21 protein-coding genes are annotated in these 24,473 nt (G+C 45.6%); 12 read left to right on the top strand and 9 right to left on the bottom strand.

Annotation, left to right across the window (positions count from 1 at the left end; genetic code table 11):
* Positions 1 to 14: 14 nt before the first annotated feature.
* A complete protein-coding gene (tpx, locus tag P3C17_RS15030; protein WP_233080096.1) occupies positions 15 to 623 on the bottom strand; it encodes a thiol peroxidase in 609 nt (202 codons plus the stop codon).
* Positions 624 to 768: 145 nt separating this feature from the next.
* Here tpx and P3C17_RS15025 point away from each other — a divergent pair, with 145 nt between their 5' ends.
* Together P3C17_RS15025 and P3C17_RS15020 are read left to right on the top strand one after the other, a co-directional pair.
* Positions 769 to 1,800 carry a response regulator gene (locus tag P3C17_RS15025; protein ID WP_300930185.1) on the top strand — a complete coding sequence of 344 codons (1,032 nt, stop codon included), beginning with the start codon at positions 769 to 771 and terminating at the stop codon, positions 1,798 to 1,800.
* Complete coding sequence (locus P3C17_RS15020; RefSeq protein ID WP_300930184.1) at positions 1,801 to 2,757, top strand: sensor domain-containing diguanylate cyclase; 957 nt, start codon at positions 1,801 to 1,803, stop codon at positions 2,755 to 2,757.
* 28 nt (positions 2,758 to 2,785) lie between these two features.
* Here P3C17_RS15020 and P3C17_RS15015 read toward each other — a convergent pair whose 3' ends face one another.
* The 4 genes from P3C17_RS15015 to P3C17_RS15000 all read right to left on the bottom strand — a co-directional run bounded on the left by P3C17_RS15015 (position 2,786) and on the right by P3C17_RS15000 (position 8,340).
* Positions 2,786 to 4,288, bottom strand: coding sequence for a SpoVR family protein (locus P3C17_RS15015; RefSeq protein ID WP_300930183.1), 1,503 nt, complete (start codon positions 4,286 to 4,288; stop codon positions 2,786 to 2,788).
* A 23-nt stretch (positions 4,289 to 4,311) separates the two neighbouring features.
* Positions 4,312 to 5,580 carry a YeaH/YhbH family protein gene (locus tag P3C17_RS15010; RefSeq protein WP_300930182.1) on the bottom strand — a complete coding sequence of 423 codons (1,269 nt, stop codon included), beginning with the start codon at positions 5,578 to 5,580 and terminating at the stop codon, positions 4,312 to 4,314.
* 21 nt (positions 5,581 to 5,601) lie between these two features.
* The gene (locus tag P3C17_RS15005; RefSeq protein ID WP_300930181.1) at positions 5,602 to 7,524 is read right to left on the bottom strand and encodes a PrkA family serine protein kinase; all 1,923 of its coding nucleotides are present in this window, start codon (positions 7,522 to 7,524) and stop codon (positions 5,602 to 5,604) included.
* A gap of 231 nt (positions 7,525 to 7,755) precedes the next feature.
* The gene (locus tag P3C17_RS15000; protein WP_300930180.1) at positions 7,756 to 8,340 is read right to left on the bottom strand and encodes a Fe-Mn family superoxide dismutase; all 585 of its coding nucleotides are present in this window, start codon (positions 8,338 to 8,340) and stop codon (positions 7,756 to 7,758) included.
* A gap of 225 nt (positions 8,341 to 8,565) precedes the next feature.
* Between P3C17_RS15000 and P3C17_RS14995 the strand changes: the two genes are divergently transcribed.
* The gene (locus P3C17_RS14995; protein WP_300930179.1) at positions 8,566 to 8,904 is read left to right on the top strand and encodes a Grx4 family monothiol glutaredoxin; all 339 of its coding nucleotides are present in this window, start codon (positions 8,566 to 8,568) and stop codon (positions 8,902 to 8,904) included.
* A gap of 75 nt (positions 8,905 to 8,979) precedes the next feature.
* Here P3C17_RS14995 and rnt read toward each other — a convergent pair whose 3' ends face one another.
* Entirely contained in the window at positions 8,980 to 9,657 is a 678-nt protein-coding gene (gene rnt / locus P3C17_RS14990; protein ID WP_300930178.1) for a ribonuclease T, read from the bottom strand.
* A gap of 130 nt (positions 9,658 to 9,787) precedes the next feature.
* On the opposite strand from rnt, the gene P3C17_RS14985 reads away from it, so the two are divergent.
* Entirely contained in the window at positions 9,788 to 10,654 is an 867-nt protein-coding gene (locus P3C17_RS14985; protein WP_300930177.1) for an OmpA family protein, read from the top strand.
* Between the two features lie 19 nt (positions 10,655 to 10,673).
* Here P3C17_RS14985 and P3C17_RS14980 read toward each other — a convergent pair whose 3' ends face one another.
* Genes P3C17_RS14980 through mnmC form a run of 3 tightly spaced genes read right to left on the bottom strand, consistent with a single transcriptional unit; the run spans position 10,674 to position 13,559 of the window.
* Positions 10,674 to 11,111 carry a response regulator gene (locus P3C17_RS14980; RefSeq protein WP_300930176.1) on the bottom strand — a complete coding sequence of 146 codons (438 nt, stop codon included), beginning with the start codon at positions 11,109 to 11,111 and terminating at the stop codon, positions 10,674 to 10,676.
* The gene (locus tag P3C17_RS14975) at positions 11,096 to 11,710 is read right to left on the bottom strand and encodes a response regulator (protein WP_300930175.1); all 615 of its coding nucleotides are present in this window, start codon (positions 11,708 to 11,710) and stop codon (positions 11,096 to 11,098) included. The genes P3C17_RS14980 and P3C17_RS14975 overlap by 16 nt, the downstream gene beginning before the upstream one ends.
* 1 nt (position 11,711) lies before the next feature.
* Positions 11,712 to 13,559 carry a bifunctional tRNA (5-methylaminomethyl-2-thiouridine)(34)-methyltransferase MnmD/FAD-dependent 5-carboxymethylaminomethyl-2-thiouridine(34) oxidoreductase MnmC gene (gene mnmC / locus P3C17_RS14970; RefSeq protein ID WP_300930174.1) on the bottom strand — a complete coding sequence of 616 codons (1,848 nt, stop codon included), beginning with the start codon at positions 13,557 to 13,559 and terminating at the stop codon, positions 11,712 to 11,714.
* Between the two features lie 165 nt (positions 13,560 to 13,724).
* Between mnmC and fabB the strand changes: the two genes are divergently transcribed.
* The 8 genes from fabB (at position 13,725) to P3C17_RS14930 (ending at position 24,420) form a co-directional block, all read left to right on the top strand.
* Entirely contained in the window at positions 13,725 to 14,939 is a 1,215-nt protein-coding gene (gene fabB / locus P3C17_RS14965) for a beta-ketoacyl-ACP synthase I (protein ID WP_300930173.1), read from the top strand.
* A gap of 130 nt (positions 14,940 to 15,069) precedes the next feature.
* On the top strand, positions 15,070 to 16,197 hold the full coding sequence (locus P3C17_RS14960; protein ID WP_300930172.1) for a 4-phosphoerythronate dehydrogenase: 1,128 nt from the start codon (positions 15,070 to 15,072) through the stop codon (positions 16,195 to 16,197).
* A 20-nt stretch (positions 16,198 to 16,217) separates the two neighbouring features.
* A complete protein-coding gene (locus P3C17_RS14955; protein ID WP_233080082.1) occupies positions 16,218 to 17,237 on the top strand; it encodes an aspartate-semialdehyde dehydrogenase in 1,020 nt (339 codons plus the stop codon).
* A 190-nt stretch (positions 17,238 to 17,427) separates the two neighbouring features.
* Entirely contained in the window at positions 17,428 to 20,436 is a 3,009-nt protein-coding gene (locus tag P3C17_RS14950) for a FimV/HubP family polar landmark protein (protein ID WP_300930171.1), read from the top strand.
* Between the two features lie 181 nt (positions 20,437 to 20,617).
* Positions 20,618 to 21,412 (top strand): tRNA pseudouridine(38-40) synthase TruA, encoded by a 795-nt coding sequence (gene truA, locus P3C17_RS14945; protein ID WP_300930170.1) that lies wholly within the window; start codon positions 20,618 to 20,620, stop codon positions 21,410 to 21,412.
* A gap of 135 nt (positions 21,413 to 21,547) precedes the next feature.
* Positions 21,548 to 22,420, top strand: a complete 873-nt coding sequence (gene accD / locus P3C17_RS14940) for an acetyl-CoA carboxylase, carboxyltransferase subunit beta (protein WP_233080079.1) — start codon at positions 21,548 to 21,550, stop codon at positions 22,418 to 22,420.
* A gap of 9 nt (positions 22,421 to 22,429) precedes the next feature.
* Positions 22,430 to 23,710, top strand: a complete 1,281-nt coding sequence (folC, locus tag P3C17_RS14935) for a bifunctional tetrahydrofolate synthase/dihydrofolate synthase (protein WP_300930169.1) — start codon at positions 22,430 to 22,432, stop codon at positions 23,708 to 23,710.
* Positions 23,707 to 24,420, top strand: coding sequence for an SPOR domain-containing protein (locus tag P3C17_RS14930; RefSeq protein WP_300930168.1), 714 nt, complete (start codon positions 23,707 to 23,709; stop codon positions 24,418 to 24,420). Before folC ends, P3C17_RS14930 begins: the two co-directional genes overlap by 4 nt.
* Positions 24,421 to 24,473: the final 53 nt, after the last annotated feature.

Here is a 24,473-nt window from a genome sequence, read left to right as displayed (position 1 = left end):
TTCAAGAGGGAAATTTAAGATTTTTTGCCGGTAATTTGCGCAAGAGCTGCCATGCTATGAGCATAATCTGGCTCTTGTGCCAGAACTGGAACTAACTGTTGATAAGCCAGATTACCTTTAGCATCAATAATTAATACGGCGCGTGCAAGAATGCCCATGTCTTTGATCAACAAGCCGTAGTTGCTGCCAAAATCACGCCAGACTGCGTCTGACAATACCAGTAACTGATCTACTTTCTCTTGTGCGCAATAGCGTTTTTGCGCAAATGGTAAGTCGGTGGATATAGTCATCATCACTACATCCTCTGATACCTTGCTGACTTCCTGATTAAATCTTTTGGTTTGCAGCGAGCAAATGCCAGTGTCGACGCTAGGCACTACGCTGATCAACACAGTTTTGCCTTTAAAATCACTTAACTGAATTGTTTTGAATTTATCGTCGACAACTTTGAAATCCGGTGCCTGTTGTTGCAGTTGTACAGGATTACCTTGTAATTCAACAGCTTTATTGCCTGCTTTTACTTCGGATAAACGGCTTGGTAATTGTGCATTTAAATCAATAGCCCAGACTGCAGGGCTTATGGTCAGACAACAAATGATTGTTTTTATCAAATTTAATGACATCGTTTTGTCTCCGAGATTGGTAATAGGACTGAAAGTGAAAAAAATAGTAGGTGTTGGTTATTTTTTGTCAGATACTACACAGGGTTAGCGCAGAGCCATCTTTCTGACTACACTGGAAAATAACAATACGTGAAGTGAGCCGTAAATGGTAGCAGCAGTTTTGATATGTGACGATTCCAACCTTGCACGTAAACAAATGGCAAGAGCTTTACCTGCAGAGTGGCAGCAGAATGTCCAGTTTGCTGGTCATGGTGGGGAAGCTTTAGACATTTTACAGCGTCAGCCTATCGATTTACTTTTCCTCGATTTAAATATGCCGATCCTGGATGGCTATCAGGTGCTTGCCGCTATTCAGCAGCAACAGATCCCAGTGAAAACCATAGTGGTATCCGGCGACATTCAACCGGAAGCCCGCGAGCGGGTTCTATCTTATGGTGCTTTAGATTTTATTAAAAAACCAGTGGATCAACAAAAGCTAAATCATGTGTTGGGGCTGGTTGAACAAAAAACTGTGCAGCAACAGGAACAGGCCAAAACTGAACCTAAAGTATCAGCAGTCAAAAACACCGGCTCTTTTGTGCTGTCGAACGATTTACGTGATGTTTTTCAGGAATTAAGTAACGTGGCTATGGGCCAGGCTGGTGACTTATTAGCACGTCTGTTGAACGTATTTGTCAAACTACCTATTCCTAATGTAAATGTGATTGAAGTCAGCGAACTGCATATGGCCATAGCCTCTGTCGAACAAAAGGAAAATACCTCTGCTGTTTGTCAGGGTTTTATTGGCGGCGGTGTTGCAGGCGAGGCCCTGCTGATTTTAAACGACTCCAGTTTTGTCGATATAGCCAGGTTGATGCAATACGACGGCGAGCTGACCACTAAGGTGGAGCTAGAGCTGTTGATGGACATCGCCAATATTCTGATCGGCGCTGTATTAAAAGGTCTGTCTGAACAAATTGATATGACCTTTAGTCAGGGCCATCCTGTGGTGTTAGGCCAGCATGCACCTGTCAGTGAGTTGATTAAAGCCAATGCCAGACGCTGGCGTCGTACTTTAGCGATAGAAATAAGCTATGGTATTGAAAACTATAATATCAGCTGCGATTTGTTACTGTTGTTTACCGAAGACAGTATAAAAACGCTGAATTATAAAGTCGAATTCCTTCTGGAAGATTAAATGTCACAAAACAACGTAGATGTATCCGAAATTCACTGGTTGATGGACATGTTCCAGACGGTTGACGTTGGTCTGGTGGTGTTATCTGCTGATTACCGCATTCAGGTGTGGAACGGCTTTATGGAGAACCACAGTGGCCTGACGCCCCGTCAGGTGCGCGACAGATATCTGTTTGATTTATTCTCCGAAATTGATGAAGACTGGTTGCGACGCAAATGCGATCCGGTGATTTTATTGAAAAACCGCGCTTTCACCATCTGGGAGCAGCGGCCTTATATTTTTAAATTCCGCAACTACCGGCCTATTACTGGTTCTGCCGAATATATGTATCAAAACAGCACCATATTTCCGCTGACCGATACTATGGGCAGAGTGACCCACCTTTGTCTGATTATTTATGATGTGACTGATGTGGCGGTCAGCCGGATAGAACTGGAGTCTATGAACGGCCAGTTGCGCACTTTATCCAAAACCGACTTCCTGACCAGCTTAAATAACAGAGGCTTCTGGGAAGAAGCGCTGATCAATGAATACAAACGCATCAAACGCAGCGGCCATCACAGCACGTTACTGATGTGCGATATTGACCACTTTAAGCGGGTGAACGATACCTTTGGTCATGCCGCAGGTGATGCGGTGATCCAACAGGTTGCGGCGGCTGTGAAAAAAAATCTGCGCAGCACTGATGTGGCAGGTCGCTATGGCGGTGAAGAGTTTGCGGTGTTGCTGCTGGATACCACAGTGGATCAGGCGATGTTTTTTGCCGAACGGCTGCGCAAAAATGTTGAAGCTATGACGGTGGAATATAATCAGCAAATATTGAGGGTGACCGTCAGCATTGGCGTGGCCGAACACAACCCAGAGATGGGCGAGTATCGTGACTGGCTGGAAGCTGCGGATAAGGCTTTGTATCAATCCAAGGCGGCAGGGCGCAACTGCATTACTAAAGCTGAATAAAACCACAGCTGCCCTACATCTCCACAATCTATAGCGGGCAGCTACCTAATAGTTTTACGCTACCATCTTCGTTGAGTTGTTCCAACTGCACATTAAAACCCCAAAGTCTGTGTACATGCTTCAGTACCTGTTGGAAATTATCTGCCAGTGGAATACGTTTGTTAGGAATAAATCTTAAGGTTAAGCTGCGATCCCCTGTGATATCCGCGCTGTACACCTGAATGTTAGGTTCAATATTGCTTAAATTGTATTGAGCCGACAAAGTCTGGCGGATTTGCTGGTAGCCTTCAGCGTTATGAATGGCAGCTACTTCCAGCGTGCTTTCTTTGTCATCATCTGTAATGGCAAATAAATGAAAATCACGGATAATTTTTGGCGATAAATACTGGCTGATAAAACTCTCATCTTTAAAATTCTGCATGGCAAAATGTAAAGTTTCCAGCCAGTCCGACCCTGCAATATCCGGAAACCATTCTTTGTCTTCTTCGGTTGGATGTTCGCAAATGCGGCGTAAATCAGTAAACATGGCGTAACCCAACGCATAAGGGTTAATACCTGAATAATATTTGCTGTGGTATTCAGGCTGAAACACTACATTGGTGTGGTTATGCAGCACTTCCAGAATAAACTTGTCTGTGACTAAGTTCTCCTGATACAGATGTTGCAGAATAGTGTAATGCCAGAAGGTCGCCCAGCCTTCATTCATCACTTGGGTTTGTTTTTGTGGATAAAAGTACTGCGAAATTTTCCGCACTATTCTCACTACTTCACGTTGCCAGGGTTTGAGCAGCGGGGCATTTTTCTCAATAAAGTACAAAATGTTTTCCTGAGGTTCAGATGGAAAACGGTACTCATGCTCTGCCGATAAATCGCCTTTATTCGGAATGGTTTTCCACAGCTGATTCACCTGAGATTGCAAATATGCTTCACGGTCTTTCTGGCGTTTTTGCTCCTCATCCATCGAAATTTTTTGTGGCCTTTTGTATCTGTCGACGCCGTAATTCATCAGCGCATGGCAGGAATCCAGCATATCTTCCACTTCGCTGATACCGTATTTTTCTTCGCAGTGACTTAAGTACTGCTTGGCAAATACCAGATAATCGATAATGGATGACGCATCTGTCCAGGTACGAAATAAGTAATTGTTTTTAAAGAAAGAGTTGTGACCATAACAGGCATGCGCCATCACCAGCGCCTGCATTGTCATGGTGTTTTCTTCCATCAGGTAAGCAATACAAGGATTGGAGTTAATGACAATCTCATAGGCCAGCCCCATAAAACCACGTTTGTAGTTTTGTTCGGTCTGGATAAATTTTTTGCCGTACGACCAGTGGTTATAACCAATAGGCATACCAACACTGGAATAAGCGTCCATCATTTGTTCGGCGGTAATCACCTCAATCTGGTTGGGGTAGGTGTCCAGTTTGTATAGTTTGGCGACACGTTCAATTTCTGCCTGATACTGCCCAAGCAGTTCAAAGCTCCAGTCCGGACCATCGGATAGCGGTTGTTTTTGTTCAACAGAAGACATAAGCAACTCCCTGAAGTCAGTAGCTAAGCGGCCTGTTTTTTGAAAAGTTCACGAAATACAGGATAGATGTCCGCTACTTGCCGTATCGGCTGAATGGCAAAGTTATCAAAACTTTGCTGCAGCTTTTCGTATTCGAGCCACAAGCTCTGGTGAGGCCTTGGGGTTATTTCGATATAGGCGTAATAACGCACAAAAGGCAAAATTTGCTGCGCCAGCAAATCAGCACATTGCGGGCTGTCATCGGCCCAGTTATCGCCGTCAGAGGCTTGCGCTGCGTAGATATTCCACTCGGCCGGGTTATATCTGTCTTTGACTATATCGGCCATCATTTTTAGCGCACTGGACACTATAGTGCCACCTGTTTCTTGTGAGTAAAAAAACTCTTGTTCGTCCACTTCCTTGGCCTGGGTATGGTGGCGGATATAGACTACTTCGACATTTTTATAGCTGCGGCTTAAAAACATATAAAGCAGGATATAAAAACGTTTGGCCATGTCTTTCGTCGGCTGATCCATAGAACCCGACACATCCATCAGGCAAAACATCACCGCCTTACTGGTAGGTTCAGGGCGCTTCTGAAAATTGCGAAAACGTAAATCAAAGCTGTCGATAAAAGGCACAGCGCTTATTCGTTTTTCAAGTAGCTCAATTTGCTCCCGCAGCGCCATCAGTTGATGCTGGTCAGGCACAGGTTCTGCTTCGACTAAGGCTAATTTGGCTTCCAGTTCATGCAGTTCACGTTTTTTACCTGCTGTCATAGCGACACGGCGGGCTAAGGATCCTTGCAGTGATCGCACTATATCTATATTGGTGGGCACGCCTTCAGAGCGAAAACCCGCCCGCACATTTTTGTACTGCACCAGCTTATCCAGCTGGTTTTTTTTCAGATTGGGCAGTTCTAAATCTTCAAACAACAAATCCAGGTATTCGTCTTTGGAAATCGAAAATACAAATTCGTCTTCGCCTTCACCATCCGCACTGGCGTCCCCCTGACCTGAACCACCGCCTTGTCCACCTTGAGGTCGTTTGATTTTATCGCCTGGGCTGAATTGGTCATTACCAGGATGCACCCTTTCTCTGTGGCCGCCCTGACCTTGATGGAAAAAAGGCTCCGTAATGTCTTTGCCGGGAATAGAGACTTTTTCACCATTGTTGATATCAGTGACACTGCGTTTGCTGATTGCATCGGATACAGCTTGTTTAATTTGCTGCTTATAGCGGCGAATAAAGCGCTGTCGGTTGACAGCACTTTTGTTTTTGCCATTTAAGCGTCGGTCAATAAAATGCGCCATACAACCTCCAAGGCTCTGACCTTACTGCGATTTGCGAACCCGTAAATACCACTCGCTGAGTAAGCGCACTTGTTTACGGGTGTAGCCTTTCTCCATCATACGGTCGACAAAATCATCATGTTTTTTCTGATCGTCTGTGGAGGTTTTGGCATTAAAGGAAATCACAGGCAACAGCTCTTCGGTGCTGGAGAACATCTTTTTCTCTATCACAGTGCGAAGTTTTTCATAGCTGGTCCAGGTTGGATTTTTGCCATTATTTTTGGCTTTGGCCCTCAGGACAAAATTGACGATTTCATTACGGAAATCTTTTGGATTGCTAATGCCTGCTGGCTTTTCAATTTTCTCAAGCTCAGCATTCAGTGCAGCTCTGTCAAACAACTGACCGGTTTCCGGGTCACGGTATTCCTGATCCTGGATCCAGAAATCAGCATAAATCACATAACGGTCAAAAATATTTTGACCGTATTCGGAGTAAGACTCTAAATAGGCGGTTTGAATTTCTTTGCCGATAAACTCTATGTATTTTGGAATTAAGTAACCTTTTAAATGCTCCAGATAACGCTCTGACACATCGGACGGGAATTGCTCTCTCTCTATTTGCTGCTCCAGTACATAAAACAAATGCACAGGGTTAGCGGCCACTTCGGTTGAGTCAAAGTTAAACACACGGGATAAAATTTTAAAGGCAAAGCGGGTGGATAAGCCCGACATGCCTTCGTCGACGCCCGCGTAATCTCGGTACTCCTGATAAGACTTGGCTTTAGGGTCTGTATCTTTTAAGCTTTCGCCATCATAGACCCGCATTTTTGAGTATAAACTGGAGTTTTCCGGCGCTTTTAAACGCGACAATACCGCGAACTGTGCCAGCGAGGTTAAAGTAGCAGGAGAGCAAGGCGCGACTTTTAACTCACTGTGTTCCAGCAGTTTTTCGTAAATTTTGACTTCTTCAGACACCCGCAGGCAATAAGGCACTTTGACAATATAAACCCTGTCTAAAAAGGCCTCGTTGTTTTTATTGTTGCGAAAGGTCTGCCATTCCGACTCATTGCTGTGTGCCAGAATAATGCCTTCAAAGGGCAGTGCTGCCAAACCTTCGGTGCCATTGTAGTTGCCTTCCTGAGTGGCAGTTAGCAGTGGATGCAGCACCTTAATAGGCGCTTTAAACATCTCCACAAACTCCATCAGGCCTTGATTGGCACGGCATAAAGCGCCTGAATAGGCGTAGGCATCCGGATCGTTTTGAGCAAAATGCTCCAGCTGGCGGATATCCACTTTACCTACTAAAGACGCAATATCCTGATTGTTTTCATCACCAGGTTCGGTTTTAGCAATACAGATTTGATCCAGAATTGAAGGGTATTTTTTTACCACTTTAAACTGGCTGATATCGCCGTTGAATTCATGCAGGCGTTTACTGGCCCAGGGCGACATAATGGTTTTCAGGTAACGCTTGGGAATGCCGTATTCCTGTTCCAGGATAGTGCCATCTTCGTTGACATCAAACAGACACAAAGGACTGTCGTACACAGGTGAGCCTTTGATGTAATACACAGGAACCTGCTGCATCAGCGATTTTAGCTTTTCAGCTAAGGATGATTTACCGCCACCCACAGGACCTAACAGGTATAAAATTTGTTTGCGCTCTTCCAAGCCCTGAGCTGAGTGTTTCAGGTAGGAGACAATTTGCTCTATCGCATCTTCCATGCCATAAAACTCAGCAAAAGCCGGATAACGGCCAATGACGCGATTGGAAAACAGGCGGCTGAGTTTAGAGTCCTGTGCTGTGTCAATCAGCTCAGGCTGACCTATAGCCATTAACAAACGCTCGGCAGCGCTTGCATAACAACTTTTGTCTTTTTTACAGAGTTCCAGATATTCCTGGATGCTGTATTCCTCTTCTTTGGCTGCTTCGTATCTAGATTTGTAGTGCTCAAAAATGCCCATAGTGCACCTCCGAAACTGGTCTGTGGGAACTGAATGCAAATAAAGCCACTGATGTAAGGTTAGACAGTAAAAAAGCGCTTCGCTCAACTAATTCACAGAAAAATATGAATTTTTTTGTAGCGATGAGTAAACAGAACAGTAAGGCTGGACTTTGATTGGGGTCTGGTTTTTAATTCGGAACAAAAGAAAAAGCCCGGCGAGCCGGGCTTCAGGATTTACAACAACAGCAAATTAAGCAGCGAAGTTTTTCGCAGCAAATTCCCAGTTGATTAATGCCCAGAAGGCATTTAAGTAAGTTGGACGTGCATTGCGGAAATCGATGTAGTAGGCATGTTCCCACAGATCCACAGTCATCAGTGCAGTCACTGAGCTGTCAGTAAGTGGCGTGCCAGCATTGCTGGTGTTGACGATATCTAAAGAACCGTCCGCTTTTTTCACTAACCAGGTCCAGCTTGAACCGAAGTTGTTGACTGCTTTGTCATTAAAAGCCGCCTGGAATGCAGCAAAAGAGCCCCACTGTGCAGTAATTGCAGCAGCTAAAGCGCCAGTTGGTTCACCGCCACCATTTGGTGATAAGCAGTTCCAGTAAAAGGTGTGGTTCCAAATCTGAGCCGCGTTGTTAAATACCGGACCCTGAGAAGTACGGATGATGTCTTCTAAAGACTTACCGGCAAATTCAGTACCTTCAACTAATGAATTCAGCTTCACAACATAGGCGTTATGGTGTTTGCCGTGGTGATAATCCAGAGTTTCAGGAGAGATGTGAGGTAATAATGCGTCTTTTGCGAAAGGTAATGCTGGTAATTCGAAAGCCATTGTAGTTCTCCGTAGGCGTTGTTTATGGGGTCTGCATCGCGTAGACTACAAAACCCGACTAAATTACTCAAGTTTTAGTCGTAAATTTCGTGGTCTGAGTTCATTGCAATGCAAGTGTCTGCTCCCCATATTCTTGGGGCATATTGTGAAATCTCAAGTGCGAAACGAATGAACTCAGCGTAAAATGAGACAAATTTTTAAACCCAGTAGTGCCAGAGGCTGAAGATGGAAACCATTGAGAAAATTGAACAACAGTTGGCTGATAACCCAATCATTCTTTATATGAAAGGTTCGCCGAAATTACCGAGTTGCGGTTTTTCAGCTCAGGCTTCTCAAGCCCTGATTGCATGTGGCCAACCTTTTGCGTTTGTCGACATTCTGCAAAACCCTGATATCCGTGCTGAATTACCAAAATATGCCAACTGGCCAACTTTCCCGCAGTTATGGGTGGAAGGTGAGCTGATTGGTGGTTGTGACATTATTCTGGAAATGTTCCAGCGTGGTGAATTGCAGCCGTTAATTAATGAAACTGCCGCTAAACACAACAGCGAAAACGCAGAGTAACTTTGCGTTTGAAGCAAAAAGGCAGCCCAGGCTGCCTTTTGTATTTCTAAATATTTATTGATGAAGTCGAGCCGATTAAGCCGGATCGGATTCTGTACTTTCTTCCTGTTCACAATCATCCATCAGCATAGGTGGCGGCCAGCCTCCAAGTTGATGCCAGCGGTTGACTATGTAGCAAAACAGCTCAGCCGTACGTTCCGTGTCATACAAAGCGCTGTGGGCTTCTTTGTTATCAAAATCAATACCAGCTTGTTTGCAAGCTTTCGCCAAAACCGTCTGACCTAAAGCCAGAGCCGACAAAGTCGTAGTATCAAAAGACACAAAAGCGTGAAAAGGCGATCTTTTTAATTTAATTCGATCAATAGCTGCATTTAAAAAGCCTTGGTCAAAAGCAGCGTTATGAGCCACAACCACAGCACGCTGGCAGTCGGCATCCTTCTGCGCTTTACGTACAGCACGGCAAATTTCAGTCAGAGCTTCCCGCTCTGAAACCGCGCCACGAAGCGGGTTGTAGGGGTCTATACCATTAAAAGCCAATGAGCTTGCTTCCATGTTGGCACCTTCAAAAGGTTCAATATGAAAATGCAAAGTTTGGCTTGGAACAAGCATGCCTTTTTCGTCTATAGTCAACAAAGTTGCAGCGATTTCTAACAATGCATCTGTTTTTGCATTAAAGCCTGCGGTTTCTACGTCGATAACAACAGGGAAGTAGCCACGAAAACGTTGTGCTAACGGATGTAAAGCTTGAGTCATAAGACCTGTGTCCTGATAAGATTGGCAGGTATTATGCCAAAGAAATTGCAAAGCGTCTTGTTTGAGTACCTTGTTTGTCTGGGTTGAAGTTGAAAAAACAACGGGTGTTGAGATGAAAAAAGGGAAACCTATGCGATATAAGCTTTGGCTGGTGCTGTTTTTGCTTTCTGCGACTCAGGTAGAAGCAGGATTGCGTCAGTATTCGGCTACATTGGACCAATCCACCTGGTCTTTACAGCAAAACTCGCCTTTAGTGTGCGAGCTTAGTCATCCGATCCCTCATTTTGGTGAAGCTTTTTTCAGAAGCATGGCCGGGAAAGAGCTGAATATGCAATTTGAACTAAGCATGCTGCGCCTGCCGGATCATTATGCTTTAGCTGAAGTTTTGTCAGTACCACCGGTCTGGCGTCCGGGTGAACAGGCAAAAGCTATCAGCAGTATGAAAATGCTGAAGCAGTTTGATGGTGATTTAGGCAAAGCGGAAAGCTGGATTATGCTGACGGAGCTGGAGCAGGGTTATAGCCCAACCTTTTATTTCTCCGATTGGTATAGCCCTTATGACAAGGTCAGTGTGTCGCTGAATCCTGTGCATTTTATTGGGGCTATGGACCAATTTACCCAATGTGTCAGTGCATTGTTGCCTTATACCTTTGATGATATTGCTTTTACTGTGTTGACTTATGAGTCGGGTGGTGACGAGCTGAGCAAAGCCTCGAAAAAACGCCTCGAGCAAATTGCACAGTATTTAAAGCACGATCAGAGTATCGAAAGTATAGATATTCAGGCTTATAGCGATTCTTACGGTGGTCGTTGGATGAACGAACAATTATCGATCAAACGTGCAGATTCAATCAAAAGCAAACTGGTTAGCTATGGTCTGGAAGAAAGCAGAATTCGCACTGAAGGTTTAGGTGAAAAACGTCATGTGGCTTCAAACGAAAGCTCATTAGGCCGCGCCAAAAACCGTCGTGTTGTCATTCAAATGGAAAAGCCCTGATCACTAAGGGCTTTGGGTGTTAAAGGTTAACCTTGATTTGTTTGTCGTAAAAACGTTCAAATTGTTTAAGCACCGCTAGTATTTTGTCTGCGCTAAAAGGTTTGACAATAAAGGACGCTGCGCCAGCGGCTATGCTAGCCTTTACATTCTCCAGCGTGCTAACCCCACTGACCATCACGACAAAGCAATCTGGTTTTTGTTGTTTAAAACGCTTGAGTAAGTCAATACCGGAACCATCAGGCAGTTCAATGTCCAGAAAGACTAAATCCGGACTCTGCTGGCTAAAAGTTAATAACGCAGAGGATGCATTGTGAGCCTGAAAATAGCTAAAGGCTCTGTATTTTAAATTGTTATGAGAAAACAGGGCTGTCAGATTATGACGCAACAGTTGTCTGTTATAGTCCAAATCGTCTACCAGCAGTATTTTTTGATCCCGCACTTTTATTTTAGTTTGCATGCCTTGCACTGCTCCAGAAACCAGGTTGCACGAGGGAGTTTTTGTTCTGTAGGAAGAGTATTCCAACTGGTTTGAAACTGGTGTGCAAGTTCGCTGATGTGGTCTAAACCGAAGGAGCCAGCACTACCTTTAAATTGGTGCACAATAGCGGCAAACTCTGACCACATACCTTGCGAAGCAAGCTGCTCCAATTGCTTTAGAGATTGCTCTACATGACAGATGTAACCTTCTTTCAGTTCGGCTGGAACCTGTAAGGCTACAGAAGGGAACTCTTCAAATTGCGCAAGCTGCTGTTGTACCTGCTGCCAGTGCAATGGTTTTTTCAATACCAGATCAAAACCAGTTTCTGTGACTTCTTCTGCGGACATGGCCACTATAGGGCGATCAAAACCGAGTTGACGCAATAGTTGCATAGCACTGATCCCGTCCAGTATTGGCATCTGAACATCCATCAGTATTAAGTCGTGTTGATAAGTTAATGCCTGTTGTATTGCTGCATCACCGTTTTCGACCCAACACACTGCATAACCTGATTGTTGTGCTTGCAGTTGAAACAGCTGTGCTAATAACACATCGTCTTCAGCAAAAAGTAAGTTCAAGTTAACCATCCTTAGCATTGAGCCGAAGATACCTTTGGATATCAATACCATCCAGTTGTTGTGCTGTTAAAGGTAGCGGTTCTTTAGCAATCAGACAAGCTAAAACCTCTGCCAGTAACGGCGCCCAGGTTAAACCCCTAGCCCCCAAAGCGCCAAAGCGCCAAAGCTGCTTTTGCTGGCCAAGCACAGGCATATGATCAGGCACAGTGGCGCGTAAACCTGCTTTGGCGGACATCACTTGCGCATCCATAAACCAGTCAGGTGTATTCAATGTCTTATTTACTAAATCGAGGTTTTGTTGATCATCTCCAGCAAGCACTTCGCAGTGTCCACTGCTGCGATCAAAGGTGGCTCCGACACAATGCAACTGCTGATAAGCTGGGGTAATATAACCCTGATGACACACCACAGTTTTTAGTGGCGTCATCCTCTGGCTTTGCAGATGACTGACTTGACCACGAATTTGTCGAAGCGGAAAGGACTCCTGATGATCCAGAGTATTTAATTGTGCGCCTGTTGCCAGCACTACTGTCGTGGCTTGCAAAGTTCCGGCAGATGTTTCCAGCATACAATGCTGTTCGTGTGGAGTGATCGCTTGCACTTGAGCGTTGTAGTGAATGTCGACACCCTGGCTACCAAGCCATTGTGCCATTTGCTGGCAATACTGTTGTGGGCATAACCAGCCTGCGGTTGGAAAAAATAAGCCGTCATAAGGCAAAGCCAGCCCTGCAATGTCTGAAGCTTGCTCTTTGGTTACAGTTCTGAATAAGCCACTTATGGCAAAAGGTTGCTGCTGGATTTTATGTTGGCGTTTAACCAGATTGTCGTTGCAGGCCAGTGTCAACACACCACACCAGTCGGCTGGGACGCTTAACTTTCCAAGCCAGCTTGCATAAAACTGTCTGGCGTATAAAAAACTCTGGCAACTTAAAGATGACATCAGATCGTAAGTCGCGTGCAGGTTAGGATACACAGCTCCCTGACGGTTGTGCGATGCGCCCATGCCCGCTTCTGCATCTGCACACAGCAGTTGAACTTTTAATCCTTTTTGCCGTAATGCAAAAGCAGCATTAATACCGGCGACACCAGCACCTATAACCGTGATGTTGTCTGGTCGCTCTAGGTTCAATTCGGCAGCCTGTTCTGCACTGGCAATCAACATTTCACGCTTTTGACCATGACCTTTGGTTTTTTTTGCAGAAAAACCTGCGTCATTTAAACCACGACGGACAAAACCTGCACAGGTAAAAGTAGAAGCCGTAGTGCCGCTGTGGCTTAGCCTGAACATTTGGTTAAACAAATTTTGTTGCCACATATCCGGGTTTTTACTCGGAGCAAAGCCATCTAAAAACCAGGCATCGACTTTGTTCTGTTCCGGCACTTGCGGCAGCAACTCATTGACATCACCCAGCCACAAATCCAGCACCACAGAGCCGTCATCAAAGATCATTCGATGTGGCCCAGGTAAAGCAACAGGGTAGCTCTGTATTAATAAGGTGGTCAGTTCTGCCAGTTGGGGCCAGGTGGCCAAGGCTTTGGTTAAGTCTGCTTTACTCAGCGGATATTTTTCAAAACTGCTGAAATACAAGCGCTGACAAATGGTTGATTGGGCTTTGTACTGACGAAAACGCAACCAGGTCAGCAGAAAATTTAAACCAGTGCCAAAACCAGTTTCGGCGATATGAAAAAAAGCTCGCGAGTGAGTAAACCAGCGTTCAGGCAGCTGATTTTTATGCAAAAACACATAATCGGTCTCGTCGAGGCCGCCATTGTCGGAAAAATAAATATCGCCAAACAGGTCGGAAACCGGTGTGCCAGCGTCGTTGTAGTGAACCTGTGCTTGTTGCAAGGACGTCAAACCCTATCGAAAAAGAATAAGGTATTGTAACTTAGCCGCAATACAAATAGATAATAGTGTACAACTGTGCGCTGAAAGCGGACCAGTTTCGAAAAGAAACTCCGTACAATGTGCCGCAATGATAAAAAGACATCCGATTTTTTGTTTGGAGTAAGCATGAAAAGAGCAGTGATCACAGGGTTAGGCATAGTGTCCAGCATTGGTAATGATAAACAGCAAGTGCTGGAATCATTAAAAACAGGACGCTCTGGTATTAAAGCGTCTCAGGAATTTGCCGATATGGGCCTGAGATCACAGGTCTGGGGCCAGATTGAAATTGATACCGCCGCATTAATCGACCGCAAAGCCTTACGTTTTATGGGCGATGCAGCAGCTTATGCTTATATCTCTATGCAACAAGCCATTGAAGATGCAGGTTTAACTCCAGAGCAAGTGTCGAATTTCCGCACTGGTTTAGTGGTCGGTTCTGGTGGTGCTTCGTCTAAAACTCAAATTGAAGCAGCTGATATTTTACGCGAAAAAGGCGTAAAACGTGTTGGCCCTTACGCCGTGCCAAAAACCATGTCGAGCACCTGTTCAGCTTGTTTAGCCACTCCTTTTGAAATCAAAGGTGTGAACTATTCTATTAGCTCAGCTTGCGCCACCAGTGCCCATTGTATTGGTCATGCAGTGGAACTTATCCAGTTAGGTAAACAGGACATTATTTTTGCCGGTGGTGGTGAAGAAGTGCACTGGACCTTAGCGATGGAATTTGACGCTATGGGTGCTTTGTCGACTAAATACAACGAAACGCCTGAACTGGCTTCCCGTACTTATGACGCTGACCGCGATGGTTTTGTCATCAGCGGTGGTGGCGGTATTTTAGTAGTTGAAGAGCTGGAACATGCGCTGGCACGTGGCGCTAAAATTTATGCTGAAATCGTTGGTTATGGCGCAACCTCAGATGGCTACGATATGGTAGCGCCAAGTGGTGAAGGCGCAGTACGTTGTATGGAAATGGCGATGAAAGACGTCAAAGGTCCTATCGACTACGTCAATACCCACGGCACCAGTACACCGGTCGGCGATGTGAAAGAATTAGGCGCTATCCAACAAGTCTTTGGTGGCAAATCTCCAGCCATCAGTGCAACCAAAGCTATGACAGGTCATGCTTTAGGTGCTGCAGGTGTGCACGAAGCCATTTATTCATTGTTGATGATGGAACATAACTTTATTGCTCCTTCCATTAACATCAATACGCTGGATGACGCTGCTGCTGGTTTAAATATCGTAACTAAAGCCACAGAAGCTAAACTGACGACAGTGATGTCCAACAGCTTCGGTTTTGGTGGGACCAATGCCACTTTAGTAATGCAAAAATACCAGAGCTAATTTTTCCTCTGTCAAAAAAACGCTGCCTGGTGCAGCGTTTTTTATTGGTTAGTCAAAAATTAACAAATCCGATAGCTCAAAGGATTGAGCGTCGTTACAATACCGCCATTGTGACAGTGGACTGATACAGATGAAGATATACGCCGACGAAAATATGCCGTACGTCAAAGACTTCTTTGCCGAATTAGGTGAGGTCAGGCTGGTTAATGGCCGCACTTTAACTGCGGATCAGATTATTGACGCTGATGTGCTGTTGGTACGCTCTGTTACTAAAGTGAACGAGCAGTTGTTATCAAAAAGCCCAAAGCTTAAATTTGTCGGTACTGCGACTATTGGCACCGATCATATCGATCAATCTTATCTGCAGCAGCGGGGTATTGGTTTTAGCAGCGCGCCTGGTTGCAATGCTCAGTCAGTGGTTGAGTATGTGTTGAGTAGCATCTTTGTGTTGGCAGAAAAGTACCAATGGAATTTGCAGCAAAAAACAGTCGGTGTGGTCGGAGTTGGTAATATAGGTCGAGTGCTGGTGAGTGCTCTTCAGGCCTTGTCCATCAAGGTTTTGTGCTGCGACCCACAACGTGCTGCCACTGAGCCTGATTTTCCGCATATTCCGTTTGAAGAATTATTGCCCCAGCTCGATATCGTCAGTTTTCATGTGCCTTTGGTAAAAACCGGGCCAGATGCCACAGTGGACTTATTGAACAGCCGGACCTTAAAGCTGCTGAAAGCCGATTGCGCTGTGATCAATGCCTGTCGTGGTGAGGTCACCAATAACGACGCTTTATTGGCGGAGGCTCAATCCGGTCAGAAAAGACCATTGGTGCTCGATGTCTGGGCGAATGAACCTGAACCCGATTTAAGCTTGATTCCATACACAGATATAGCCACTGCGCATATTGCAGGACACAGCATTGAAGGCAAAGCTCGTGGTACTGAAATGCTGTATCAGGCATTTTGCCAACAGTTGGGGTTAAGCCCGGCAAAGACCCTGACGCAAGTGCTACCGGAGCCTCAAGTTTCAGAGGTGAAAATAAATTCAAATTTTGGACTTTTAGATGTCCAAAATTTAACCCGGCTGTTATATGATGTGCGCCGGGACGATGCTTTGTTTCGTTTCTATATGATGCAAGATAAGAAAACACAAGGTTTTGACTGGCTTAGAAAGTCATACCCACCGCGGCGTGAATACAGCTCGGTGCGGCTGACAGGACAAGAAGTGCCTGAGTTTTTAACAACATTAGGTTTTAGCAGCCAGTAACAAAAGAAAGGGGAATAACCATGGCTCAGCAATACGACGTCGCTGTGTTAGGTGCTACAGGTTTAGTAGGCCAGCATTTAATTGAAATTTTAGAGCAGCGCGATTTTCCGGTAAATAAACTTTATCCTTTAGCCAGCAGCCGCTCTGCCGGTGGCTTTATCACCTTTAAGGGTAAACAAATCGAAGTACTGGATGCTGAGACCTTTGACTGGACTAAGGTGCAGATAGGTTTGTTCTCTGCAGGTGGCAGTGTATCTGCAACTTATGCACCTCGTGCTGCTGATGCCGGTTGTGTGGTGATCGACAACACCTCTCACTACCGCTACGAAGCCGATATACCATTAGTGGTGCCTGAAGTGAATGCGCACGCTATTGCTGAGTTTCGTAACCGTAATATCATTGCCAACCCAAACTGCTCCACTATTCAGATGCTGGTTGCGTTAAAACCTATTCATGATGCAGTAGGCATTAGCCGTATTAATGTAGCGACTTATCAGTCGGTGGCTGGTGCTGGTCAACAAGGTGTTGAAGCTTTGGCTAAAGAGACTGCACAGTTACTCAATGGTCGTCCTTTGGAAGAAGGCAGCAAGTTTGCCCGTCAGATTGCTTTTAACTGTATTCCGCAAATTGATGTGTTTTTAGATAATGGCTACACCAAAGAAGAAATGAAAATGCACTGGGAAACCCAAAAAATTATGGGCGATGCCAGCATTTCTGTAAATGCGACTGCTGTTCGTGTACCTGTGTTTTATGGCCATGCCGAAGCTGTGCATCTGGAAACCCGCATGCCGATCAGTGTCGAACAGGTAAAAGCGCTGTTAGCCAATGCACCCGGTGTGACCCTGATGGAAGACAACGCAGATTATCCGACTCAGGTAGGCAATGCTGCGGGTCAGGATGATGTGTTTGTTGGCCGTATTCGCCAGGATTTCTCCCATGAAAATGGGATTAACTTATGGGTTGTTGCTGACAATATCCGTAAAGGCGCCGCCACCAACAGTATTCAAATCGCGGAGCATTTAATTCGCGACTATCTGTAAACACAGATTAAAACTAAACAAAGGCTCCTGACGGGGCCTTTGTTGTTTCTAAAGCAATTGATTTAGCAGCCGATATGCAGATAGTGTTTAAGCATAGCCAGTCGCATTCATCTGGTTTACTATTCCAGTGTGGAACGATGTTTGCAGTGTTTTTGTGTCAAAAATAATCTCCGGCCTTAAAGGATCATCGATGCGTTTAGTTGGGCTTCTTATTTTCAGTATTCTGTTGCAGATCTGCGGTGTTAACGCCACAGCAGATACCACCTTGCGTCTTAAAGGCCCAAAAAGCACCGAAAATCCGGCTCGTAGTCGGGTAGGCCCTTTAACTCCCAACGATACCTTATGGCGTATTGCCGAAGAAGCAAGGCCACATCCAGGTTTAAATATTTATCAGGTGATGCATGCCATCTATCTGAAAAACCCTCAGTCTTTCCTTGATGATAACTTCAACCATCTGAATGTCGGTTCTTTCCTGGCTATTCCTAATGTGGATGAAATCATGCAGGTTGATGCCGTAGAGGCGCAACGTAAGTCGGAAGAAGACGACCGGATCTGGGCTGACAGAGTGCGTGCCGCAGCAGCAGCCAAAGTGAAACAAGGTATAAACACTGCACAGCAAAAAGACGTGGATAAAGCCAAGCAGGAAATTAAGCAGGAATTGAGCCGCGTTGAAGGGCAACAAAAGGGACAACTTCTTGATCTGCAAAGCAAACTAGCGGAATCAAAAATTACAGTCGAAGCTGTGCTGGCGGACAACACTGCACTAAAAGATAAGCTGGATCAGTTGGCTGACCAAATGCTGCTGATGAAGTCTCAGGTCGATAAAGACAGCGAAATTCAGCAACAATTGCAGTTGTTAGTAGCACAGCAGGCTGAAATGTTGGCACAACAAAAGGCCCAGATTGAGCGGGAGCAGCAAGGGACAAGTTTTGCCGAGCTGTGGCAAAATATTTCCTCCAGTAGTTTGACCTGGGTGTTATTAGCCACATTACCGACCTTATTTGTGTTGTTTGCGGTATTGGGCTGGATTAAACGACGGACCAGAAAATCAGAGCAAATAGTCAGTGCTGCTACAGCAGTGCCTCAGCAAGAATCAGGCTATCGTTCGCCCTTACCTCCTTTAGATGAAAGTCTGGATTTTGACGAAAGCAGTCTGATGACGCTGGATGAATCTTTGTTGGATACTGGCAGCCAAGGTATACGACTGGATGATGAACCTATTGATTTACATGATGATATGTTACTGGATACCAGAGCAGATGAGTTTGACGACATTCTGATGAATGACGATGACTTGCTGGACAGCAAAGATTTACTCGACGCCAGTTCAATGGATGATGAGCTGCTGGATGATTTGTTGGATCAACCGACAAAAGCGCCAGCCAAAGATTTTGATCCAAATAATATTTTATCTGGCGCTGATTTATCCGCTCTGTTTGATGAAGAACCTGAATTGGATGACCCTGATGATATATTCGCTCAGGCTGTCGCTGAGCAGTTAGCGGAAGAGCAAAAACAAGCAGAGCAGACTGACGATGAACAGGATGAACTGATTGAAGAAATTGAACTGGATGAACCAGATAGCGACACTTTTGCTGTAAGTAATAAGGTTTCCGACGAAACAGATGAGTTCAATCTGGATGAAATAGAAGAAGTTGAAGAAGTCGACTTTGATTCCCTGCTGGATGAATTGGTGGTGACAAACGAAGCGCCTCAAGCTGAAGAAGTGATATCTGACCGATCCCCGGAAGTGCCAGTTGAAGAGGCTGCAGACGTACAGGATCTGATGCCAGAGCAACCTCATTTTGACAGCTCAGAGCTGGATGAATTTGCCGAATCACTTGCTGATGAAGAATTATCCATCTCAGAGCCATTATCGACTGAAGATGAAAGCGATATTGATATTGATGCTTTACTGGATGGCACAACCAACTGGCCTGACAGTGCAAATACAGAGAAGGTAAGTGAGCCTGAACCTGATGCTTTTAATCTGACTGATGAACCAGATCTTGAGCCTGAAACACAAGATGGTGTTGAAACGACTCTGGAATTTGACGAGGATGATTACCCGCTGAGCCCTGGTGATGTTGCTTTGTTGTTATCCGATGAGCCAGCAGAAGAGCAATCAACAGCTATGCCTGCACATTTTCACGCAGATCATGGCGATTTAGCAGAGCTTATCAACGAACTAGAACCTGAAAGTGAGATTCTGGCTGATGAGCAGACCGCAAGCCTGTCAGAACATACAGATGCGACACCGGATCAAGTCTTAGCCGCAGACTCAGATGATCTGGCTGTGGATGAAATTGATAGGCCAGAAGAGATACAGCCTGAAGTATCAGATAACGACGCTGCACAACGTGTTGATGAGATATCAGACGACGTTGAAGCCAATAATGAGGCATGGCTGGAGCTGACTGATCAGGCTGTCGAGCAGCCATCTGGCGAGTCGGTGCCTGATCTTGATCTGCAGGAAGATTTAAGTGTCAGTCGTGTATCTGCTGCCACCTTGTCAGTGGAGAACCCAAGCAAAGTATTAGAAGAATACCCGGATCTGGAGTTTTCTGATGAAGCAGGTTCTGTTGAAGACACAGATGATGATCTTGAACTGGAACAGGACATTGAGGACACCGCAGAGTCCGAAGTGATATCGCATGACACCCAACAGGCCAATAACGACATTGCGTCAGAACTTGAAGCTTTAGATGACACAGACTTTGATGCGTTGTTGGCAGATTATGCTCAAACTGATGCTGAAGTCAGGCTGGCAGATGAAGATATAGCTGATGCTGTGTTATCCGAGTTAGCTCTGGATAAAGCTGACACAGCAACAAAGAACGAACCGTTACCGCAAGCAGAAGCTGAAGTACAGCAGAGCACTCCATCTGATGATTTGGCATTTTCATTACTGGCGCTGGATAAACTACTGGACGATTCTGAAGATGAGCCGCAACTGACTCAAAATCCTGTACGCAATATTGATGTTGGGCTGGAGGATTATCAGGATTTTATTGCCGCACAACACGAACCTGAACTGGATCCGGCTGAGCAGGGTTTTGCTGCCGATTTGGATTTAATTCGTGCTTATATCGAAATTGGTGAGCAGGATGGTGCTGAACATCTGATCGATAAAGTATTAAGTTCTACCGCGCCTGAGCATATCAAGCAAGAAGCTCAAAGCTTAAAAGACCAGCTGTAAATCACAGGGTCAGAGTCAAGACTCTGACCCTTCAGTTTTCCATGTCATAGTGACCTCATGTCGCCACAAAACCACATCATGCTTCTGTTTTTAATACCGAGCGTCGCTTGTAACCGTTAAAATTCGTGAGTTTCCTGCTAGGGCTGAGTTATACTTCCGCCCCTAAATGATGGGAGTCAGAATGCGAATTGCGTTAGGTATCGAATACAACGGTGTAGGTTTATTTGGCTGGCAAAGGCAACGTGAAGTGCCAAGCGTACAAGGTCATCTGGAAGCTGCGTTATCCAAAGTTGCTAATGCGACGATCGAATTGTCCTGCGCTGGCCGCACTGATGCCGGTGTGCATGCGACCGGTCAGGTGGTGCATTTTGATACCGATGCCAACCGTGATATGCGCGCCTGGATAATGGGGGCCAACTCCAATCTGCCAGATGGCATAGCCGTACGCTGGGCAAAACAAGTTTCAGATGATTTTCATGCCCGCTTTTCTGCCACAGCCCGTCGTTACCGTTATGTGATTTACAACAATAAATTCAGGCCTGCCATTTTGGGCGCAGGCTTAAGTCATTATCATCAGGATTTGAATATTGAACTGATGCAGCAAGCCGCTGTCCATTTACTGGGTGAAAATGATTTTACCTCCTTTCGTGCTATCCAGTGTCAGTCGCACAGCCCATTCCGTAATCTGATGCATCTGCATTTAAGCCGGGTAGGGCAGTTTATTGTGCTGGATATTAAAGCCAATGCCTTTTTGCACCATATGGTACGCAATATCACCGGCAGTTTGTTACAGGTAGGAATGGGCTTAAAAGAGCCACAATGGATAGCAGAATTGCTGGCGGCGAAAGATCGGACTTTAGCAGCAGCAACGGCTAAAGCCGAAGGTTTGTATCTGGTGGATGTGGACTACCCTGAACACTTTGGTATCCCGAAAATGCCACTGGGTCCGCTGTTCTTGCCCGACAGCTTTTGCTAACAACTACGACCAGTTAGCTATAGGTTCTATCATGGCTTTGTGCTTTAATAAGCGCCGTTAGCCGCATGATCGGCGCTTTTTTACACAATAAACTAAGTTTGGGCTCAAGCCCTGCTGCGATACCAAGGAACAACTATGAGTTGGTTAGAAAAAATTCTGCCCAGAACTTCGTCTTCGTCCCGTCGTAATATTCCTGAAGGGGTCTGGACTAAATGTACCTCTTGTGAAGCTGTATTGTACAAGGCAGAACTGGATCGGAACTTAGGTGTTTGTCCTAAATGCGACAACCATATGCGTATCAGTGCCAGAGACCGTTTAAACAATTTCCTTGATACCGGTGGTATGGTTGAACTGGCTGCTGAGTTAGAACCTCAGGATCTGCTGAAATTTAAAGACAGCAAAAAATACAAAGATCGTATTGTTGCGGCACAAAAAGAAACCAATGAAAAAGACGCCATGGTAGTAATGCGCGGTACTTTATTGGGCATGCCAGTGGTTGTGGCTTCATTTGAATTTGCGTTTATGGGCGGCTCTATGGCGTCTGTAGTAGGTGCCAAGTTTGTCAAAGGTGTTGAATACGCCATTGAAAACAAAGTGCCTTTTATCTGTTTCTCAGCCAGCGGTGGCGCCCGTATGCAAGAAGCTTTGATGTCTTTGATGCAAATGGCAAAAACCAGCGCGGCTTTAGCTAAGCTGAGTGAAGCAGGTTTACCTTATATTTCTGTGCTGACCGACCCTACTATGGGTGGTGTATCTGCCAGTCTGGCCATGCTGGGCGATTTAAACATTGGTGAGCCAAAAGCTCTGATCGGTTTTGCCGGTCCCCGAGTTATTGAACAGACAGTACGTGAAAAATTACCTGAAGGTTTCCAGCGCAGTGAATTCTTGCTGGAACACGGTGCTATCGACATGATTGTTGACCGCCGCCAAATGCGCGATACAATTGCGCGACTTGTGGCTAAATTCATGCGATGGCCAGCTCCTGCCAAGGAACACCGCGTCGCCTAATAAGGTGTTATGACCAATTTTTTATCGCCTGCAAGCCAATCCTGTCAGACTCTGACGGATTGGCTTTGTTATATAGAACAAAAACATCCGCAACATCAGATTGAACTGGGATTGGGCCGGGTGCTTAACATCGCTCAGCGTGCCGATTTGCATCTACTGCCTGGTAAAAAAATTCTGATCGCCGGTACCAACGGCAAAGGTACTACTGCCCGTACTCTTGAACAGCTCTGCGCTGTGCAGGGCTTGTCTGTCGGTGTGTACAGCTCTCCTCATCTGCTGCAGTTTAACGAGCGCTTACGTATCAACGGTGAAGATGTAGCTGACAGCCTTTGGTGTGAAGCTTTTGCTTTTATCGAGCAATTGCGTGGCGACATAGAGCTGACCTATTTTGAGTTCACCACGCTGGCGTCTTTTTATCTGTTGAAACAACAGCAACCCGATCTTTGCCTGATTGAAGTGGGTTTAGGTGGTCGACTGGATGCAACTAATATCATTGAGCCGGATTTAAGTATTCTGACCACAGTCGATTTAGATCATCAGGATTATTTAGGGCCGGATCGTGAAAGCATTGGTCGCGAAAAAGCCGGTGTGTTTCGCACAAACAAGCCTGCTGTGGTAGGTGAAACCGATATTCCACAGTCGGTACTGAAGTACAGTCAGGATATTCAGGCCCAACTGCTTTGTATTAATGCGGATTACCATTACAGCATTACAGACTCGGGTTTTCATTGGCAAGGTGTACAGAGCCGTTTAGAGGCTCTACCTCTGACCGCAGTCCCGCTGCAGAATATAGCGACTGCTTTTACTGCTCTGGAAGCTTTAGCTTTGTTACCTTCACAGCAACAAGCTAGCCAGGTTCTGGCTGAGTTGAGTTTGCCCGGACGTATGCATTGGTTAAGCAAGACTCCTGGTATTTTATTGGATGTAGCGCACAACCCGCAGTCTGCCGGTTATTTGGCGGCTCAGCTTCAGTTCATCAAAGCAGGTTATGCTCGGGTGCATCTGCTGGTGGGGATGTTAAAAGACAAAGATATACAGCAAAGTTTGGCACCTTTCCACCAACTCGCGGATCGCTGGCATCTGGTGGACTTACCTGGTGCTCGTGGTGCTTCGGCGAATATGCTGTTGGAGCAGTTGCCAACACAATGCAGCTATTCCTGTTATTCAGATTTAGAGTCGGGTTACCAAAAAGCGCTGTTGTCTTTGCAGGCTAATGATTTATTGGTGATTTTCGGCTCTTTTGTTACAGTGTCGGCAGTTCTAGCGCTGCAAAAGGAGACAGATGTATGACCAGCGCCTTTAAAAACCGCTTAATTGGTAGCAGTATTTTAATTATTGCTGCCATCGTTTTTTTACCTGATTTGCTGGACGGGCAAAAACAAGTGGTAAAAAACGAATTTAAAGCTATTCCGGAACGTCCTGAATTTGCCACAGTGCAACAGGAACAGGTGTTCACTAAACAGCAATTAGCTGAAAAGCAGCAGGAATTATTGGCGACTCCGGTGAATGAGCCTGCTGCTGATGCAGGATTACCTGACAATAGCTTTGCGCAAGTGACTGCTGGCGCGCCAGGCAGCGAAGCTGCAGCAGACAGTGCAACTATGGTGGCAGACCCTTCCGACGGCACAAGCACAGATCCTATTCCTGTGCCGACTGAAAACCCGTTAGCGCCAGTGAATAACGCAGCTGCTGCGCCTGTTGCAGAACAACCAGTTGAATCGAAAGGGAATCCGGCACTCAATGAAACAGCATGGATAGTGCGGGTTGGCAGTTTTGGTAAAGTGGAAAACGCCACTGCTTTAGTCGCTAAACTAAAAGATGCTGGTTTTACCACCTTTACCCGTTCAACCACTAATGCTCAAGGCCAGTCTATGGTCAGTGTTGTGGTTGGCCCAGAATTGAAAAAAGAACGCTTGGAACAAAAACTGCCTCAACTACAGCAGCTGACCGGAACTCAAGGTCTGAAGTTGACCGCTTTTAAGCCTATCGAAAATAATTAGGTGTTCAGGCGCGTGTTTTGGTAGAATGCGCGCCGTCCTTAAGCATCCTTTGG

Source organism: Rheinheimera sp. 1928-s (assembly GCF_029269265.1).
In the GTDB taxonomy this organism is placed as follows: domain Bacteria; phylum Pseudomonadota; class Gammaproteobacteria; order Enterobacterales; family Alteromonadaceae; genus Pararheinheimera.
This window is presented reverse-complemented; position numbering and strand designations above follow the sequence as displayed.

Coding starts and splice junctions, on each gene's coding strand:
- P3C17_RS15020 (WP_300930184.1), top strand. CDS start 1,801: ATGTCACAAAACAACGTAGATGTATCCGAAATTCACTGGTTGATGGAC.
- P3C17_RS14950 (WP_300930171.1), top strand. CDS start 17,428: ATGCGTTTAGTTGGGCTTCTTATTTTCAGTATTCTGTTGCAGATCTGC.
- P3C17_RS14960 (WP_300930172.1), top strand. CDS start 15,070: ATGAAGATATACGCCGACGAAAATATGCCGTACGTCAAAGACTTCTTT.
- tpx (WP_233080096.1), bottom strand. CDS start 623: ATGTCATTAAATTTGATAAAAACAATCATTTGTTGTCTGACCATAAGC.
- P3C17_RS15005 (WP_300930181.1), bottom strand. CDS start 7,524: ATGGGCATTTTTGAGCACTACAAATCTAGATACGAAGCAGCCAAAGAA.
- P3C17_RS14995 (WP_300930179.1), top strand. CDS start 8,566: ATGGAAACCATTGAGAAAATTGAACAACAGTTGGCTGATAACCCAATC.
- P3C17_RS15015 (WP_300930183.1), bottom strand. CDS start 4,288: ATGTCTTCTGTTGAACAAAAACAACCGCTATCCGATGGTCCGGACTGG.
- P3C17_RS14955 (WP_233080082.1), top strand. CDS start 16,218: ATGGCTCAGCAATACGACGTCGCTGTGTTAGGTGCTACAGGTTTAGTA.
- truA (WP_300930170.1), top strand. CDS start 20,618: ATGCGAATTGCGTTAGGTATCGAATACAACGGTGTAGGTTTATTTGGC.
- P3C17_RS15025 (WP_300930185.1), top strand. CDS start 769: ATGGTAGCAGCAGTTTTGATATGTGACGATTCCAACCTTGCACGTAAA.
- P3C17_RS14985 (WP_300930177.1), top strand. CDS start 9,788: ATGCGATATAAGCTTTGGCTGGTGCTGTTTTTGCTTTCTGCGACTCAG.
- P3C17_RS15000 (WP_300930180.1), bottom strand. CDS start 8,340: ATGGCTTTCGAATTACCAGCATTACCTTTCGCAAAAGACGCATTATTA.
- P3C17_RS14930 (WP_300930168.1), top strand. CDS start 23,707: ATGACCAGCGCCTTTAAAAACCGCTTAATTGGTAGCAGTATTTTAATT.
- accD (WP_233080079.1), top strand. CDS start 21,548: ATGAGTTGGTTAGAAAAAATTCTGCCCAGAACTTCGTCTTCGTCCCGT.
- fabB (WP_300930173.1), top strand. CDS start 13,725: ATGAAAAGAGCAGTGATCACAGGGTTAGGCATAGTGTCCAGCATTGGT.
- P3C17_RS14980 (WP_300930176.1), bottom strand. CDS start 11,111: ATGCAAACTAAAATAAAAGTGCGGGATCAAAAAATACTGCTGGTAGAC.
- folC (WP_300930169.1), top strand. CDS start 22,430: ATGACCAATTTTTTATCGCCTGCAAGCCAATCCTGTCAGACTCTGACG.
- P3C17_RS15010 (WP_300930182.1), bottom strand. CDS start 5,580: ATGGCGCATTTTATTGACCGACGCTTAAATGGCAAAAACAAAAGTGCT.
- rnt (WP_300930178.1), bottom strand. CDS start 9,657: ATGACTCAAGCTTTACATCCGTTAGCACAACGTTTTCGTGGCTACTTC.